The following is a 17198-nucleotide window of genomic DNA, read 5'->3' as shown; positions in this document are numbered from 1 at the left end:
GGGACGCATGATACGCAAATTCGGACCGGCAGCCGCCGCGCTATCGCTGGGCTGGGCCAGCATGGCCGCCGCGCAAAGCCCCTACGCCGCCGTCAACGACAGCGGCGACACTGCCTGGGTCCTCATCGCGGCGATCATGGTTCTGCTCATGGCGCTCCCCGGCATGGCCCTGTCCTATTGCGGCCGGGTGAGAGCCCGGAATGTCCTGGCTACGGCCCTGCAAGGCGCCGCCGTGGTGGCCGCAGTCTCGGCCCTGTGGGTCGCGCTCGGATATACGCTGGCGTTCGGCCCGGTCGTGAACGGCTGGATCGGCGGCGGCAGTTCCTGGATGCTCAACAATCTCGGCAATGTCCGGGTGGGGCTGGCTATCCCGGAAAGCACATTCGCCCTTTTCCATCTGGCCCTGGCCGCTTTCGCAGCGGCGCTGATGGTCGGCGCATGGGTCGAACGCGCGCGTCTCGGCTGGGTCGTGATCTTCTGCACGCTGTGGAGCGTGCTGATCTATGCCCCCATCACCCACTGGATCTGGGGCCACGGCTGGATGGCCGCCCGGCTGGGCGTGCTCGATTTCGCGGGCGGCCTGACGATCCATGCCACGGCGGGCACCTCCGCGCTTGTCGTCGCGCTTCTGCTCGGGCGGCGGCGTGGCTTCCCGCAAACCGCCTTTTCCGCTTATGCCCCTGCCTTGTCCCTGGCCGGGGGGCTGCTCCTGTGGATCGGCTGGCTTGGCCTCGCCGGCGGCGCCGCGCTGGCCGCCAATGACGATGCTTCCGCCACGATCATCAACACGCACGTTTCCGCTTGTCTCGCGGCTTTGACGTTCCTTCTGATCGAACGGATCGCCGCCGGGAAAATCTCCATGGCCGGGTTCGCCAAGGGTGCGCTGGCGGGGCTGGTTGCGATCACCCCCGCGGCAGGTTTCGTTTCCCCCGGCGGCGCGATGCTGATCGGCGTGGCCAGCGCCGTGCTGTGCCGGGGCGCGATTGGATTGGTGAAGCACAAGCTGCATATCGACGATTCCCTCGACATCTTTTCTATCCATGGCGTCGGCGGGGTGTTCGGCTCGATCGCTCTCGCGATCTTCCTGGCACCGGAACTGGGCGGCACCGGCTATGCCCCGGGCATGGGCATGGCCAGCCAGTTGACCGCGCAGGCAGTGGCGTCGGCTCTTGTCGTGCTGGTGTCGGCGGTCGGCTCTGCGATCATCGCGCTGGGCATTTCACTGTTTCTGCCGATGCGCGTGAGCGAAGCGCAGGAAAACGAAGGGCTCGATGCCGCATTTTGGGATGCTGCCCGGCAGGATTGATCCTGCACGTATCGCCGTCCAGCCTGCCTTGAATGGCCGGCGACAAGGGGAACCATCCGCGAGCGGTTGACGCAGAACGGCGCGAAAGTGCGCCTTCTTCGCCCCTGATGCGACCCAAACCGCCGCCACGCCCGGAACGCTTGTGATCTACCAATATCCTGAAAAATAGGAATATCTGGCAGAAACCGCCACCATCGCGCCCTTTCCGCCGATCACCACGCGTCATGCATGGTGTGTGACTTTTCACGCCGGTATTATGATACCGGAAAAGCGGCAAGATCGCGGCGGGCGCAGGGCTGACGGAAAGCCGGGAAAACGGAAGATATGCGCATGACATCGCACAGGATAAGCCACGTTTCGCGCGTGTAGGAAAGATCTATCGCATGGTGTGTTTTTGGACCGTGCGATCAGCGCACTACAAGGCGACTGTCTTGTTTGCCAATACCAATTGCCCGGACACCAATCCCGCTCAGCCTGAGCCCGTCGAAGGCTGCGCACCCAAAGTGTGGCTAGCACTTTCCAGAGCAGGAGGCTGCTGTTGCGTGCAGCCTTCGACGGGCTCAGGCTGAGCGGATGGGGTATTTGAAACGAGACAATCGCTCACGAAAAAATCACCCACGAAAAAGGAGCGACGGCCCGGCCATCGCTCCTTTCCGAATGCGCTGCGAGTGACTGGCCGGTGTGCGGCCGTGCACCCTGCCCCGATCAATCGCCGGTCAGGATCCTGTCGACCAGTTCCTTCACGGTGGGCGTGAAATTGTTCGAATAGAATGGGTCCTGCTTGAAACGATAGGCGGCATGGCCCGCGAACATCAGGTTGCGTTCCACATCGTCGCCATGGGCGATATCCTGCAAGGTCTTCTGAATGCAGAAGCTGCGCGGATCGGCCAGGCGCCCGGTGGTGTAATCGTCATAGTCCTTCCATGACGAGAAACCGCAATGCGACAGGCAACCCATGCAGGCGGCCTGATCTTCACGGATCGTGTTCCGTTCTTCCGGCGTCACGAAGATCACCGTATCGTCGGGCGTCCGCAGCGCTTCGGTAAAGCCTTCCGCCGCCCAGGTGCGGGCCCGCTGGAGATCGGCCGGGGCGACCCAGAAATTCTTGCCTTTCACGCCCACATCGAGCTGCACCGTGTGTGCGCCCGCTTCCACCCGGGAATAGGGAATCTGCCGTTCGCTGCGCGCTTCGAGATTGCGCAGGAACGGATTGCGCACCGCCGAGCTATAAAAGCCGGTGGGCGAGAAGCGGTGCAGCAGGACATCGCCCGGCTCCAGCGTGCGCAGGCGGTCTTTCCAGCCTTGCGGGATCGGGCTTTCCTGCGTCAGCAGCGGGCGAGTGCCGAACTGGAAAGCGATCGAACCCAGTTCCGGGTTGTCGATCCAGTCCTGCCATTCGCGCAGGAACCAGACGCCGCCGGCCATCACGATCGGCACGCTGTCGGCAATCCCTTCGGCCCGCATGGTGTCGCGCAGCGCTTTCACCCGGGGAAAGGGATCTTCCGGCTTTGTCGGATCTTCGGCATTGGACAGGCCGTTGTGGCCGCCGGCCAGCCACGGGTCTTCATAGACGACCGCCGCCATGAGATCGGCAACCTTGCTGTAAGCCCGCTTCCACAGCGCGCGGAACGCGCGCGCGGAACTGATGATGGGGAGATAGGCCACATCGTGCCGCGCGGCGATTTCGGCCAGCTTATAGGGCATCCCCGCCCCGCAGGTGACACCCGTCACCAGACCGCGGGTCTGTTCGAGAATGCCTTCGAGCACTGTCTGGGCGCCGCCCATTTCCCACAGCACGTTGATATTGATCGCGCCTTTGCCCCCGGCGATATCGTAGGCGCGCTTCACCTGTTCCACGCCGCCATCGATGGCGTAGCGGATCAGTTGTTCGTGCCGTTCGCGCCGGGTCAATTGCTCGTAGATCTGGGGGATGATCTTGCCCTCGGCATCGTAGCTGTCGGCGTTGACCGCGCTGACCGTGCCGATACCGCCCGCCGCCGCCCAGGCGCCGGAGCTCGTATGATTGGTCGCAGATACGCCCTTGCCGCCTTCAATCAGCGGCCAGACTTCGCGACCGCGATATACAATTGGCTGCAACCCCTTGAATGACATTCTCTTTCCTAACCAAACGAGCCGCGTCAGGCGGCTGTAGCATTTTTCACGACGCCGGATTGGCGACAGGGGACTATATCTTTCGGCGCGGGCGATTTTCCCGTCGCTTCGAACTGCGCATAATACCCTGCCAGTTCCGGCTTGCGAACAAATTCAACCAGACGGAAGCCGACGCTCGAAAATTCACAGAACAGCAGATGCGGATCGATTCCATGCTGATCGGTCGGCCGGTCGACATCGACCACGATCACCTGCCCGCCAGCGCGCAGCGCCGGGCGCAACCGCCAGAGAAAGGCGTAAGGCTCGGCCACTTCGTGATACATGTGCACGAGAAAAATCCGGTCGAAGCTGTTTTCCGGCAATTGCGGATCGTCCGGTTCGCCATGCTTGATCGAAACATTGTCGAGCCGTTCGCGCTCCACCCGGGCGCCGAGCTTCTTCAACGCGGCTTGATCGATGTCCTGCCCCAGAACACGCCCGCGCGGCCCGACCCGTTCGGCCAGACGAACGGTATAGTACCCTTCCCCCGCGCCGATATCGGCAATGCTCATCCCCTTGCTGATGCGGGCGAGGTCCATCACCGTGGTCGCCTCGCGCCGGTCATCGCGCGCCTGTTCCGATGTGGCGCCGGTGTTACCGGCCTGGGAGACCGGGCGATCCGCCCGTGGGAAATCCCGCGATGTCTCCGCGCGGTCGGCATTCTCGTCCGCTGGCTGACAGGCAGCCAGGGACAACAATGCCGCAGCGCAAAGGGCGCGGGCCGGTATCACTCGACGTCCTCGACCTCGACAGCTTCGCCCGTCACCCGCTGGGCCAGCGCCGCGGCCATGAACTCGTCGAGTTCACCGTCGAGCACATCGTCGGGGCTGGTGGAAGTCACACCGGTCCGCAGGTCCTTGACCATCTGGTAAGGCTGCAGAACGTAGGAACGGATCTGGTGCCCCCAACCGATATCGGTCTTGGAAGCATGTTCCGCGCTGGCCGCTTCTTCGCGCTTGCGCATTTCCTCTTCGAACAGCCGCGCCTTCAGCATGTTCATCGCGATTTCGCGGTTCTTGTGCTGCGAACGGTCGATCTGGCTGGCCACAATGATGCCGCTCGGCCCGTGCGTGATGCGCACGGCGGAATCGGTGGTGTTCACGTGCTGCCCGCCCGCGCCCGATGCGCGATAGGTGTCGATCCGGAGATCGGCGGGGTTGATATCGATATCGATATCGTCGTCGATCACGGGATAGACCCAGATCGAGCTGAAGCTCGTATGACGGCGCGCCGAACTGTCATAGGGGCTGATCCGCACCAGACGATGCACGCCGCTTTCGGTCTTGGCATAGCCATAGGCGTTTTCGCCTTTGAGCAGCAGCGTGGCGGATTTGATACCCGCCTGTTCACCGGCATGATAATCGACCAGTTCCACCTTGTACCCGCGCCGTTCCGCCCAGCGGGTGTACATCCGCTGCAGCATTTCGGCCCAGTCCTGGCTTTCGGTGCCGCCCGCGCCGGCGTGGATTTCGAGATAGGTGTCGTTCGCGTCCGCTTCGCCCGACAGTAAGGCCTGCACTTTGTCGGCGTCGGCCCGCTGCGCGAGCTTTTCAAGCGTGGCCAGGCCTTCCTCGACCACCGCATCGTCACCCTCGGCCTCGCCCATTTCGATGAATTCGATGGCATCGGCCATTTCCTGCCCGATCTCGTTGACCGTGCCGATCGATCCTTCGAGCCGCCGCCGTTCGCGCATGATCGCTTCCGCCTGTTTGGGATCGTCCCACAAGGTCGGGTCTTCAACGCGCGCGTTCAACTCATCGAGACGACGCAAGGCGCGGTCCCAGTCGAGCGACCGGCGAACCAGAGCCAGAGCGGCTTCGATGCGATCTATTTGGGCCTGCCCTTCGGCACGCATGGCTGTTCAACTCCGTCAGTATCGGGGCCCGCTTAGCTGAGGTGCGGGATTTGCGAAAGTGGGTGCGACAATTCGCCGCCCCTGCCCGCCAGTGCAGGCCGATGCAAGCGCCTATTTGGTCTTGAGCGTTTTCACCGCTGCAAGCGTCAGCTTGACATGCTCTCGCCAGTCCAGATCGGAATGAACCATGACCACGCGTCCGTTCCGGCCGATGACGTAGGAGGTCCGGTCCGTCATCCCGGTTTGCGCGCCATTGCGTGTCAGGGCGACATCATAGGCCCTAATCGTCGCCGCGTTGGCGACCGCCACCGGAAACGCATCCCGGCAGGCTTCGGTGGAGAAACGGCGCAAGGTCGGAAGATCGTCCGCCGACAGCCCCACCACCTGCGCGCCCGCCGCGCGAAATTCCGGCATCGCTTCGGCGAAAGCGTGCGCTTCCAGCGTGCACCCCTGCGTGAAGGCCTTGGGATAAAAATAGAGGACCACCGGCCCTTTGGCCAGGGCGGCCCTGAGATTGAAAGTGAAATCCTTGCCCGCAAGCGCCCCTTTCGTGACAAAAGCGGGCGCCTGAGCGCCGACCGGCAAAGCGGCCATGGCAGGCGTACCGAACAGCCCGAGGGCGCAGAGGAAAGCAGACAGGCGTTTCATGATGTCACCATGACTCGTGCAACACATGCTGTCCAGTATGTCACGAGGAGGCGTCTTCTAATAGAGTCCGCCCTGCTGTTCCACGAAATTACCCGGCTGTTCGCCGCGCGGCTGCGCCCTGCGCTGGGCTTCCGCCTGCCGCCCACGGCGGATGAGCGTGAGGATTTCTTCGCGCATCGCGTCGACTTCGTCCTGACGGGTGCTGCGGCGCGGTTCGGTATCGGGCTTGAAGGCTTCCCAGATCACCGCCGCCTTGGGATCGTCGCTGGGCCATCCGCCGAACACCCGCTTGCCCGAACGCCGGTCGATCCGGACCATCCGCACACCGGCGGGCGCCGGGAACGGTTCATCGGCCCAGTGATCGCGCGTTTCCTGCACGAACTGCTTGAAAATCGGGGCCGCGTGGCGCCCGCCCTGCGCGCCGCCGCCAAGGCTGCGCGGCCGATCGTATCCGAGATAGACGCCCGCCACGATATCGGGCGAACCGCCCACGAACCAGACATCCGTCGGACCGGAGGTCGTCCCCGTCTTGCCGAACAGCGGCAATTTGAGATCGCGCAGGGAAACCGCCGTACCGCGCTGGACCACACCTTCCAGCATATGGACCACCTGATAGGCCGTGCGCGGATCGAGCACCTGCTTGCCCCGCGCGGCGAAGCGCGGCATCGGCTTGCCGTCCCATTCCCGCATGTTGCAGCCGGTGCATTTGCGCTTGTCCGCGCGCCAGATCACTTTGCCTTGGCGATCCTGCACATAATCGATCAGCGTGGGATCGAACTGCCGCCCCTGATTGGCGAGCGCCGAATAGGCGTTGACCATCTTCATCACCGTCGTCTCGCCCGCGCCGAGCGCGAAGGAGAGATAAGGTTTGTATTCGCCGATCCCCACCTTGTCGAACGTGCGGATGACATTGCCCATCCCGGCATCGTTGGCGATATGGATCGTCATCAGGTTGCGCGACTGTTCAAGGCCCCAGCGCATGGTGTGCTCACCGCCGCCGCCGCCGCTGAAATTGCGGAAGCACTTTTCGCCCCGGGTGCCCTGAAAGACGCAGAATGCGCCATCGGAGACCATGGAGGCCGGGGTCAGCCCGAAATCGAGGCCCGTCGCATAGACGAAAGGCTTGATGGTCGAACCGGGCTGCCGCATCGCCTGAGTCGCGCGATTGAACGCGCCGAGGCGGGAATCGAAGCCGCCCTGCACCGCCAGAACCCGGCCATTGTTGGGGTCCTGCGCCAAGAAGCCGCCGGACACTTCGGGAATGGAACGCACCCTGTATGCGCCGCCATCCGGTGAGGCGACGACCACATCCCCCGCGCGCAAGGCGTCGGGCAGGCCGGTCAACGGATAATCCTTGCCATCGACGAAGCCGATCCGGGCAGAACCGCCATTGCGGCTGATGACGACCCCGACGCGCCAGTTCTGATAATTGATCCCAAGGTAGGAACTGGCGAGCTGGCTGTGCCAATTGCCTTTGGAAACGTCGATCTTGGCGATCGGGCCGGTCCATCCGCGCCCGCCATGGAACCGCAGCAGCCCGGCCCGCAACGAATCGCGCGCCGCCATCTGCAATTCGGGATCGAGCGACGTGCGCACCCAAAGCCCGCCGGCATAGACGCTGTTCGGGCCGTCCTCGGCTTTCTCGCCGAAATCCTTGATCAACTGGCGGCGCACTTCCTCAAGGAAGTAACCGGCATCCACCGTCTTGCTGGGAATGCGGCGGGGAATGACCCCCAGTGGCTTGGCCTTGGCTTCCTCCGCCTGCGCGGGCGTGATGAATTTGTTGGCGGCCATCTGATTGAGCACGAAATTGCGGCGGTTCAGCGCCAGTTCCGCATATTTGGCGCGGCCATACCGTTCGGGCGCCTTGGGAAGAATGGCGAGGAACGCGGCCTCGTGCAGTTGCAGATCGCCGATATCCTTGTCGAAATAGGCGCGCGATGCGGCCTGCACGCCGAAGCTCTGGCGGCCGAGCGGAATTTCGTTGAGATAGAGTTCGAGAATCTGCTGCTTCGTCAGCACGCCCTCGATCCTGCGCGCGAGCACCATTTCCTTCAGCTTGCGGGTGATCGAATATTCGTCCCCCACCAGAATGTTCTTGGCCACCTGCTGGGTGATCGTCGAACCGCCCTTGGCCCGCTGTCCCGAACCGAACTTGCTGACATAGTCGAACACGGCGCCCGCGAAGCCGGTGTAATCGATCCCCCCATGAGACCAGAACGTTTTGTCCTCGGCGGCAAGAAACGCATTGGTCAGGGGGCGCGGGAAGTCGACGAACTGCAGCTGGACACGCCGTTCACGCGCATAGGAATCAACGATTTCGCCATCGATCCCGCGCACCATCGTCGGCAAAGGCGGCTGATAATCGAGCAAAGTCTTCGCATCGGGAAGGTCGCGCGTCAGCGTGAACCACACCACCAGCCAGAGCACGAACAGCGCGCCCAAAGCGATAGCGGCCCAGCGGAAAAGCCTGCTTTCGCGCCATTGCAGCTTGGCCCAGGCCAAGGCTTCGTGAAACCGTGCAAACACGCCTTTCGCGTCACGGCGGATCCTGTATCGGGCGGTTTCGAAATCGGTCTCGTCGGCCATCGTGCGCCGCCCTTAGCACGCCCGGTTGACGCTATGCCAGTCAGAAGCGACGCAATTCATCGCCTCATACCCGACACCGCGTCAGTTTCCCGCCTGCCGCGCGAAATAGATCCGGATCGCCTTGTCGACGGCGTCCGCGAACCCCGCTTGCCCTTCGGGCGAAGCCAGACGCCGGGCCTCGTCCGGGTTCGAAATATAGCCGGCTTCGAACAGCAGCGAGGGCACATCGGGCGATTTCAGCACCGCAAACGCCGCTGAACGGTGCGGGCTGGGATGGAACGCCAGGCGCCCTTCCCCTTCCCGCACGATCAGGCGGGCGAGCGCCCCGGCCTCCTCCCGCGCGCGCCGCTGGGAAAGCTCGACAAGGATCGCGCTGACCGCATCGCTTTGCCCATCGAGCGTCACCCCGTTGATCCGGTCGGCATGGTTTTCGCGGGCCGCCACTTGCGCCGCCAGCGCATCGGATGCCCGCGAGGCCAGCGTGTAGAGCGTGGCGCCCGCAATATTGAGGTCATCCCCGGCGGAATCGGCGTGGATCGAGAGGAACACGCTCGCCCCCAACGCCCGCGCGATCTCCCGCCGCTCGGCCAAGGCGAGGAATCTGTCGTCGTCGCGGGTCAGCGCCACGCGGATACCCCCGCCAGCCAGCAGGCGACCCCGCAAGGCCCTGGCCAGGCCGAGCGTGAGAGTCTTTTCCTGAAAATCGGCGCCTGCCGCCCCGGGATCGTGCCCGCCATGGCCCGCATCGATCACCACCAACGGCCGCGCGGGGTCCTGCGGTCCCTTGATCGCCGGCAAGCCTATCCGCTTTCCGGCCTGCGGCAATTCGAACCGCACGACATAGCCGTGCCCCGCCATCCGCTGCCTGTGCGCCCCGAACGCCAAAACCGCGCCGGCAAGCGCCACAACGACCGCAAGGATCAGGTAAAGCCGGAAACGCGTTGGCATCGCCAGCGGGTTAATCGTCCGTAACCATGTTGGACAAGTGCAATTTCGCCTTATTCCGCAATAAGGTTGCCGACTTTACAAGCCGGTGCTAGCAATCCGCGCACGGGGCAAGCCAGCCTTATCCGGAATCGCTCCGGCACATCGGTGCCAGCGCGAAACACGCCGGGAATTCGGCAGCTACCGCCCCGCATCGCGACCGGCGCCATCTGGCGCCGGTTTCACACAGGTTGACGCCCGAATGAAAAGCCCGTTCCAACACCGACCGCTGCAGCCCGCTTACGGCGCTGCTTTTGCGGCGGGTCGGGCTGCGCATAGCACCTTTCAAGAATTCATGGGCCAGCGCGATTTCATGAGGGCAGACACATTTCGCATTCCCGGATTGCTCAAGCATTCCGGGAATTGTTTCATTTCCCATCCCCTGCCTCGCCAGTTTTCTGCGCCCGGCGGGGCATCTACTAATGCGCGCGCAGCCTTGAACATCGCCCTTGCAAAGGGCCTTGGCACGCGGCGCGCCTGGAGAATCCACAATGACCACGCGCATGCTGATCGATGCGCGCCACCCGGAAGAAACCCGGGTGGCGGTGCTCAAAGGCAATCGTATTGAAGAATTCGACTTTGAATCGGCTGACAAGAAGCAGATCAAAGGCAATATCTATCTCGCCAAAGTCACCCGGGTAGAACCCTCGTTGCAGGCGGCCTTCGTCGATTTCGGCGGCAACCGCCACGGCTTTCTGGCCTTCAGCGAAATTCATCCCGACTATTACCAGATTCCGCGTGAAGACCGTGAAGCGTTGCTGGCCGAAGAAGCCGCCGCCGCCGAAGAAGAAGAGCGCCTGCGCGCCGCGGAGGAGGAAAACGACGGCTTCGACGACAACGGCGGCCTGATGGACGAATTCGCCGGCGATGACGGTATCGAGGAAATCGACACGTCAGAGAAGGACGACGTCGCGACTATCGAAGGCGGCCTCGTCGACGGCGATCTCGGCGACGAATCCTCTGTCGACGACGAAGACGGTGCGGCGGACGAAGCGCAGGCGGACGATGGCCGTGACGAACGGTCGCGCGGGCGCGGCCGTGGGCGGCGCCAGGGCCGCGCCCGTTCGAAGGAAGCGGAAGAACTGCGCGCACGGCGGATGGCGCTGCGCCGCCGCTACAAGATTCAGGACGTCATCCAGCGGCGGCAGGTTCTGCTGGTGCAGGTCGTCAAGGAAGAGCGTGGCAACAAGGGCGCGGCGCTCACCTCCTATCTCAGCCTTGCCGGGCGCTATACCGTGCTGATGCCCAACAGCAGCCACGGCGGCGGCATTTCGCGCAAGATTTCCAGTTCGGCCGACCGCAAGCGGCTCAAGCAGATCGTCGCGGAACTCAAGCTGCCCAAATCGATGGGCTGCATCATCCGCACGGCCGGGCTGCAGCGCACCAAGACCGAAATCAAACGCGATTTCGATTATCTCGCCCGGTTGTGGGACGAAATTCGCGACAACACGCTGTCGTCCACCGCACCGGCGATGATCCATTCGGACAGCGATCTGATCAAGCGCGCCATCCGCGACATCTACAACCGCGACATCGAAGAAGTCGTGGTCGAAGGGGAAGAAGGCTACAAGGCCGCACGGCAGTTCATGAAGCTGCTGATGCCGAGCCATGCCCGCCGGGTGAAGCAATATGCCGATCCGGTGCCGCTGTTCCAGCGGTTCGGCGCGGAAGACCAGCTCACCGCGATGTACGATCCGGTGGTGCAGCTCAAATCCGGCGGCTATCTCGTCATCAACCCGACCGAGGCGCTGGTTTCGATCGATATCAACTCGGGCCGCTCCACCAAGGAACACGGGATCGAGGCGACCGCGCTCAGCACCAATCTCGAAGCGGCCCGGGAAATCGCGCGGCAGTTGCGCCTGCGCGACATGGCCGGCCTGGTGGTGATCGACTTCATCGACATGGAATACAGCTCGAACATCCGCAAGGTCGAGCGGGCCATGAAGGATGCGCTCAAGCACGATCGCGCGCGTATCCAGGTCGGGCGGATCTCCAGCTTCGGGCTGATGGAAATGAGCCGTCAGCGCCTGCGCACCGGTGTGCTCGAAGCCACCACCCGCGCCTGCCCGCATTGTGATGGCACGGGCCTTGTCCGCACGGCTTCCAGCGCGGGCCTTTCGGCGCTGCGCCTGATCGAGGACGAAGCGGCCAAGGGCAAAGGCACGCTGATCTCGCTCTATGCCTCGACCGAAGCAGCCATCTACCTGCTGAATCAGAAGCGCGCCGATCTGGCCGAGATTGAAGATCGCTACGGCGTGACGGTCGAAGTGCTGCCCGAAGGCGAAAACGAAGGCGCGAAAATGCGCGCTGTCAGCGCCGGCCCGCGCCCCGCGAACACGCCGAGATTCGAACCGCTCGTGCTTGAAGACGATTTCGACGACGTCGTCGAGGAAGAGGACGAGGAATTCGAAGCGCAAGGCGGCGAAGACGACCGCGACGAAACGCGCAGGAAACGCCGCCGCCGCCGTGGCGGGCGCAACCGCAAACGGCGCGATCAGGATGGCGAATACACCGACGCGCAGGACGGGGACGAACTCTCCGATGACGATGGCGACGACACCCGCAACGACGCAGAGGAGCACGTTGCCGGGGAATCGGACGAGGCGGAAGATACGCTCGAAGGCGAAGATCGCCCGAAGAAGCGCCGCCGCCGTGGCGGTCGCCGCCGCAAGAAGCGGATGGAAGGCGATGAAGCACTGACCGAGGCGGATAGCGAAGCCGACGAAGGCCTGGCCGAACATGATGCGGATGCCTCCACGGAGAGCGAACCCGCCGATATCCTCGCGCCGGCACCCGAAGCAGCGGAAGCCGTTGCCACGGAAACCGTGGACGTAGCGGTTGCGGAAGTGGCGGAAGCCGCCGAAGTAACCCCGGCCAAGCCGCGCCGCTCGCGCCGCAAGAAGGCCGAACCCGCCGCCGAGGAAACGGCTGTGGCGACCGATGAGGAAGCCGCTGCGGCTGCCCCGGCGGAAGCTGCTGCCGAAGAGACCCCGGTCGAGGAGGTCAAGCCCAAGCGCCGCACCACGCGCCGCAAGAAGGCCGACACGGAAACGCCTGCCGAGGCAGCCGCTCCGGAAGCGGATGCCACCCCCGCCGCGGAAGACACGCCCCCGGCCAAGCCTAAGCGGACCCGCCGCAAGAAGGTCGTGCCCGCCGAGGAAGCCACGGCAACCGAAAATACCGTAACCGCACCGGCACAAGCGGAAGAAGCGGCTCCTGCCCCACAGGTGGAAGCGGTCGCCGAACCTGCCGCAGAAGCGGCGGACACCCCCGCCGACGAGACGGAGGCCTCCCCTCCACGCCGGGGCTGGTGGCAACGCACCTTCGGCGAATAATATCCGCAAAGCCCCCGTCGCCGAACCCGGCACGGGGGCTTTTCATATGCCCATCGCCCGGATGCAAATAACCTTCGTCATTCCTGCGAAAGCGGGAATGACGACGGGGAATACCTGTCTAAACCAAGCCAGTTCAGGAGGATGAGCCGGTTTGGCATCGCGAAGACGATGAGGCCTGCCTCAAACTCCGGCTTTCGTGCCGACGCCCCATTCCATAAAGCCTGCAAAACGGGGTGTTTTCGCCATATAGGTGTGGTCCACCTGTGTAACGGCAAACCCCTGCCGTGCCACGGCGGGCGCCACTTCGCGGCTCAAATGGCAATTGCCGAACACCCGTTTCCAGACAGGCTCTATCCGTTGCTGCCATCTGGCGGGGCCCGCATCGGGCGCGCGGCCGTGTTCGAGAAACAGCAGGCGGCCGCCGGGTTTCAGGATGCGGTGCATTTCCCGCAAGACCTGCGCCTGATCCTGCACCGAACACAGAGTGAAGGTGCATACCACGCTGTCGAACTGACCATCATCGAACGGGATCGCTTCCCCCACCCCCTGGCGGATATCGCTGTCCCAGCCCCGTTCCCGCGCCGCGCCGCGGGCGAAATCAAGCAATTTGCCGGACGGGTCGATGCCGGAAAATCCGGTGACTTTCGCGGTGTCGTAAAACGGCTGGTTCAGCCCGCCACCCACGCCGATTTCGAACACCCGCCCTTGCGCCAGAGGCACGATCTTCGCACGCAAGGCGGCAATATGCGCGTTGGCGCAGCCGCAACGGATCACATGCGGCAGGACCTTGTCTTCGTACCAAGCGCCAAATCCCATCAGCGAGCCCCCTTCCCATTGGTGCCGATCATAGCGCCCGCCGGACACATTCCTATGCAGAATGTGCCACCGCACACTTGCGGCATGGCGATGAATCGTTAGAAGGCACCGCGAGTCCCGCGGCATGCGCCGCCAGCAGGAATAGTAGGCGATGGCAACCTTTACACTTCCCAAGAATAGCAAGATCTCCGGCAAGGGCAACGTCCACAAGGCCGAAGGCGCGAGCCGGGTGAAGAAGTTCAAGGTCTATCGCTACGATCCCGACAGCGGCGAAAATCCGCGCTATGACACGTTCGAAATCGATCTCGACCAATGCGGTCCGATGGTTCTCGACGCGATTATCAAGATCAAGAACGAAATCGATCCCACGCTGACGTTCCGCCGTTCGTGCCGCGAAGGGATCTGCGGTTCGTGCTCGATGAACATGAATGGCCGCAATGGCCTCGCCTGCATCACCGCGATCGACGATCTTTCGGGCGATATCCGCATCACGCCGCTGCCGCACATGGAAGTGATCAAGGACCTGGTCCCCGATTTCACCCACTTCTACGCCCAGTACGCATCGATCCGCCCCTGGCTGCAAACGGTTTCGACCACGCCCAGCGGCAAGGAACGCCTGCAGAGCCCCGAACAGCGTGAAAAGCTCGACGGCCTGTACGAGTGCATCCTGTGCGCCTGCTGCTCCACCAGCTGCCCGTCCTACTGGTGGAATTCCGACAAGTTCCTCGGCCCGGCTATCCTGCTGCAGGCCTATCGCTGGCTGGCCGACAGCCGCGACGAAATGACCGGTGAGCGCCTGGACGAGCTGGAAGATCCCTTCCGCCTCTATCGCTGCCACACGATCATGAACTGCGCCAATGTCTGCCCCAAGGGGCTGTCGCCCGCCAAGGCCATTGCCGAAATCAAGAAGATGCAGGCCGAACGGCACATCTGACTTGGCCACAGAGCAGACCAGCGAATTCATTCATGTGCCAGATCCGGATCATCCGGGCTGGCATACCTGGAATCTGGCCGACACCACCCGTTTCCAACCCACGGTAATGGGCCCGATGGTGGTGCGGCCGGAAGGCGAAAGCAGCGCCCGCCTGCGCCTGTTTCCCCAGGTGCACCATACCAACGCCCGCGGCACCGTGCATGGCGGGATCACCATGTCCCTGCTCGACATGGCACTGTTCGCGACTTTCGCCACCGTTTGCAAAGGCGATGCGGCCCGTGCGGTGACGCTTGACCTTTCCACCCAGTTCATCGGCGCGGGCACGCTCGACCACCCGCTCGACGCGGTGACCGAAGTGCTCCGCGAAACCGGGCGGCTCGCTTTCATGCGCGGCGTTGTCGAACAGGACGGTGCGCTCATCGCCTCCTATTCCGCCACTATACGCAAGCCCTCGAAACCCCGATGACACGTTTGCTCGCCCGCTACGAAGCGCTCGTCTCCGCCGGCGAATTGCGCCCCGACCCCGAACAGAAAGCGGCTGCAACGCGCCTACAGGCCCTGCAGAACGAACTCGAATCCGGCAACGGAAAGCCCGGCCTGTTCGGTAAGCTGTTCGGCAAGAAGGCGAAGCCGCCCCGGGGCATCTACATGTGGGGCGGTGTCGGGCGCGGCAAATCGATGCTGATGGACCTGTTCCATGACACGCTGGCGATTCCCGAAAAGCGCCGCGTTCATTTCCATGCCTTCATGCTGGAAGTGCACGCCACGTTGCGCGAAGTGCGCGCATCCGAAAGCGGCGATCCGATCCCGTTGGTCGCGGCTAGGCTCGCCCAGGGCCTGCGGGTTCTCGCCTTCGATGAAATGGTGGTCAACAATTCCGCCGATGCGATGATCATGAGCCGGCTGTTCACCGCGCTGATGATGGACGAGGGCGTGACGATGGTGACCACGTCGAACCGTGCGCCATCCGATCTCTACAAGGATGGGCTCAATCGCGAACATTTCCTGCCCTTCATCGGCCTGATCGAACGCGACCTTGATGTGCTGACGCTCAACGGGCCGGTCGATTATCGCCTCGACCGCCTCGGCGGCATGGCCACCTGGCACACCCCGCTGGGCGACGCTGCGACGGCGCAAGTGCGCGAAGCGTTCTTCAGGCTGACGGATTACAAACCCGAAGATGCGGAGCATGTCCCTTCGGCCGATCTGGATGTCGGCGGCGGGCGCATCCTGCATGTGCCCAAGAGCTTCAAGGGCGTGGCCGTGTTCAGCTTCAAGCGCTTGTGCGGCGAAGCCCGCGGCGCATCGGACTATCTGGCCATCGCCCAGACTTACCACACGGTCATCCTGGTCGGCATTCCGCTGATGGGGCCGGAAAACCGCAACGAGGCGGCGCGCTTCGTCACTCTGATCGACGAGTTGTACGAGCACAAGGTCAAGCTGCTGGTCACCGCCGATGCGGAGCCGGAAAATCTCTATCAGGCGGGCGATGGCCGGTTCGAATTCGACCGGACGATCAGCCGCCTGCAGGAAATGCAGAGCGCCGATTACCTCGCCGCTGGCCACGGCGAGGAATAGGGTCGTTCGGCCTAGGCGGCGTCCGCGAAGCGCGACTGCGCCTTGGTCAGCCGGTTCATGATCTTGAGATCCTGCTCGGTCAGCGCGAGCGCGGCATCGGCCCAGTGATCGACAACCCGGCGCAGTTCATCCAGCGGCACGGAACACACTTCCCGCATCGCCTGTTTCGCTTTGACCAGCCCGGTGTGGCGCCGCAGGTTTTTCTGCATGTATTCCTGACAGGCTGCCTGTCCTTCGCCCGGTTCCGCCAGCACGTGCACAACGCCCATGTCGTAAAGCTGCTCGGCCGAATAGCTCTGATTGGAAAGGATCATGCGTTCGGCCATCGCCGCGCCCAGCTTGCGAGTGAGGAACGCGTGCGCGCCCATGCCCGGAAACAGCCCGAACATGACTTCGGGCAGGCCGAACGTCACCCCACGCTCCGCGATAAGCACATCGAACGACAACAACGCCTCGAACCCGCCGCCGAGAGCGGAGCCTTCCGCGAGCCCGATCGTGAGCATCGGAAGATCGAGCGCGCGTGCGTTGCGTTCGAGGATTTCGACGCAGCGATAACCGTACTTTACCAGCCCTTCGCGGTTGCTTTCGCGGATCAGGCTCTGGAACAGGGCGAGATCGCCGCCGAAGCAAAACACCCCCGGCGAGCGGCTGCCGAGAATAAGGAAATTCAATGGCGCCCGGCCGTCCCCAAAATTCTCAACAATTAAGCGCTGCCAATTGACAAAGTCGCGCAACATAGTTGCCGTAAAGCTGGGGCGCCCCTGAGGACGCATATAGGTCCACAAGGCCTTGATGTCGCCGTCGTAAAATACATCCAGTTCGTTCAGCAAATAAAGGTCGTCGGAAATAGCAATTTCCGCAGCCTCGTTCGGAGCAAAATCCTTGGAACCATCGCCATTGTCCAATGACAACGATTCGGTTGGTCCCGGGCAATTCTGGACCCCTTTCAACTTTCGATTGAGACGATCCATACTATGCCCCCAAAGCGGTCACCGAAACATA

At 63.2% G+C, this 17198-nt stretch carries 13 protein-coding genes; 5 read left to right on the top strand and 8 right to left on the bottom strand.

Annotation, left to right across the window (positions count from 1 at the left end):
• The first annotated feature begins 7 nt into the window (after positions 1-7).
• Positions 8-1306 (top strand): ammonium transporter, encoded by a 1299-nt coding sequence (locus K5X80_RS09660; RefSeq protein WP_222557543.1) that lies wholly within the window; start codon positions 8-10, stop codon positions 1304-1306.
• Positions 1307-2011: 705 nt separating this feature from the next.
• Here K5X80_RS09660 and K5X80_RS09655 read toward each other — a convergent pair.
• The 6 genes from K5X80_RS09655 to K5X80_RS09630 all read right to left on the bottom strand — a co-directional run bounded on the left by K5X80_RS09655 (position 2012) and on the right by K5X80_RS09630 (position 9497).
• Positions 2012-3418 (bottom strand): NAD(P)H-dependent flavin oxidoreductase, encoded by a 1407-nt coding sequence (locus K5X80_RS09655; RefSeq protein WP_222557542.1) that lies wholly within the window; start codon positions 3416-3418, stop codon positions 2012-2014.
• A gap of 26 nt (positions 3419-3444) precedes the next feature.
• The gene (locus K5X80_RS09650; RefSeq protein WP_222557541.1) at positions 3445-4152 is read right to left on the bottom strand and encodes a class I SAM-dependent methyltransferase; all 708 of its coding nucleotides are present in this window, start codon (positions 4150-4152) and stop codon (positions 3445-3447) included.
• A 32-nt stretch (positions 4153-4184) separates the two neighbouring features.
• Positions 4185-5312, bottom strand: a complete 1128-nt coding sequence (gene prfB / locus K5X80_RS09645; protein ID WP_222557540.1) for a peptide chain release factor 2 — start codon at positions 5310-5312, stop codon at positions 4185-4187.
• 111 nt (positions 5313-5423) lie between these two features.
• Positions 5424-5960 carry a peroxiredoxin gene (locus K5X80_RS09640; RefSeq protein ID WP_222557539.1) on the bottom strand — a complete coding sequence of 179 codons (537 nt, stop codon included), beginning with the start codon at positions 5958-5960 and terminating at the stop codon, positions 5424-5426.
• Between the two features lie 57 nt (positions 5961-6017).
• A complete protein-coding gene (locus K5X80_RS09635) occupies positions 6018-8549 on the bottom strand; it encodes a penicillin-binding protein 1A (protein ID WP_222557538.1) in 2532 nt (843 codons plus the stop codon).
• 81 nt (positions 8550-8630) lie between these two features.
• A complete protein-coding gene (locus K5X80_RS09630) occupies positions 8631-9497 on the bottom strand; it encodes an N-acetylmuramoyl-L-alanine amidase family protein (protein WP_222557537.1) in 867 nt (288 codons plus the stop codon).
• Between the two features lie 527 nt (positions 9498-10024).
• On the opposite strand from K5X80_RS09630, the gene K5X80_RS09625 reads away from it, so the two are divergent.
• Positions 10025-12868: an Rne/Rng family ribonuclease gene (locus tag K5X80_RS09625; protein WP_222557536.1), complete on the top strand. Its 2844-nt coding sequence runs from the start codon at positions 10025-10027 to the stop codon at positions 12866-12868.
• Between the two features lie 180 nt (positions 12869-13048).
• Here K5X80_RS09625 and K5X80_RS09620 read toward each other — a convergent pair whose 3' ends face one another.
• Positions 13049-13684 carry a class I SAM-dependent methyltransferase gene (locus tag K5X80_RS09620; protein WP_222557535.1) on the bottom strand — a complete coding sequence of 212 codons (636 nt, stop codon included), beginning with the start codon at positions 13682-13684 and terminating at the stop codon, positions 13049-13051.
• 151 nt (positions 13685-13835) lie between these two features.
• Between K5X80_RS09620 and K5X80_RS09615 the strand changes: the two genes are divergently transcribed.
• The 3 genes from K5X80_RS09615 to zapE are packed head-to-tail and all read left to right on the top strand — an operon-like array spanning position 13836 to position 16196.
• Entirely contained in the window at positions 13836-14618 is a 783-nt protein-coding gene (locus K5X80_RS09615; protein WP_222557534.1) for a succinate dehydrogenase iron-sulfur subunit, read from the top strand.
• 1 nt (position 14619) lies between these two features.
• The gene (locus tag K5X80_RS09610; RefSeq protein WP_222557533.1) at positions 14620-15084 is read left to right on the top strand and encodes a PaaI family thioesterase; all 465 of its coding nucleotides are present in this window, start codon (positions 14620-14622) and stop codon (positions 15082-15084) included.
• Positions 15081-16196, top strand: coding sequence for a cell division protein ZapE (gene zapE / locus K5X80_RS09605; protein WP_222557532.1), 1116 nt, complete (start codon positions 15081-15083; stop codon positions 16194-16196). Before K5X80_RS09610 ends, zapE begins: the two co-directional genes overlap by 4 nt.
• 11 nt (positions 16197-16207) lie before the next feature.
• Here the strand turns inward: zapE and K5X80_RS09600 are convergent, their stop codons facing one another.
• Positions 16208-17167, bottom strand: coding sequence for a crotonase/enoyl-CoA hydratase family protein (locus K5X80_RS09600; protein WP_261390485.1), 960 nt, complete (start codon positions 17165-17167; stop codon positions 16208-16210).
• Positions 17168-17198: the final 31 nt, after the last annotated feature.

Source organism: Caenibius sp. WL (genome assembly GCF_019803445.1).
Classification (GTDB): Bacteria; Pseudomonadota; Alphaproteobacteria; order Sphingomonadales; family Sphingomonadaceae; genus Caenibius.
The sequence above is the reverse complement of the archived record's forward strand: the minus strand, read 5'-3'. Positions and strand labels throughout refer to the sequence as shown.

Bases quoted from the DNA above. Each gene is read 5' to 3' on its own strand.
- K5X80_RS09655 (WP_222557542.1), bottom strand. From the start codon at position 3,418: ATGTCATTCAAGGGGTTGCAGCCAATTGTATATCGCGGTCGCGAAGTC.
- zapE (WP_222557532.1), top strand. From the start codon at position 15,081: ATGACACGTTTGCTCGCCCGCTACGAAGCGCTCGTCTCCGCCGGCGAA.
- K5X80_RS09615 (WP_222557534.1), top strand. From the start codon at position 13,836: ATGGCAACCTTTACACTTCCCAAGAATAGCAAGATCTCCGGCAAGGGC.
- K5X80_RS09625 (WP_222557536.1), top strand. From the start codon at position 10,025: ATGACCACGCGCATGCTGATCGATGCGCGCCACCCGGAAGAAACCCGG.
- K5X80_RS09620 (WP_222557535.1), bottom strand. From the start codon at position 13,684: ATGGGATTTGGCGCTTGGTACGAAGACAAGGTCCTGCCGCATGTGATC.
- K5X80_RS09635 (WP_222557538.1), bottom strand. From the start codon at position 8,549: ATGGCCGACGAGACCGATTTCGAAACCGCCCGATACAGGATCCGCCGT.
- K5X80_RS09600 (WP_261390485.1), bottom strand. From the start codon at position 17,167: ATGGATCGTCTCAATCGAAAGTTGAAAGGGGTCCAGAATTGCCCGGGA.
- prfB (WP_222557540.1), bottom strand. From the start codon at position 5,312: ATGCGTGCCGAAGGGCAGGCCCAAATAGATCGCATCGAAGCCGCTCTG.
- K5X80_RS09640 (WP_222557539.1), bottom strand. From the start codon at position 5,960: ATGAAACGCCTGTCTGCTTTCCTCTGCGCCCTCGGGCTGTTCGGTACG.
- K5X80_RS09630 (WP_222557537.1), bottom strand. From the start codon at position 9,497: ATGCCAACGCGTTTCCGGCTTTACCTGATCCTTGCGGTCGTTGTGGCG.
- K5X80_RS09660 (WP_222557543.1), top strand. From the start codon at position 8: ATGATACGCAAATTCGGACCGGCAGCCGCCGCGCTATCGCTGGGCTGG.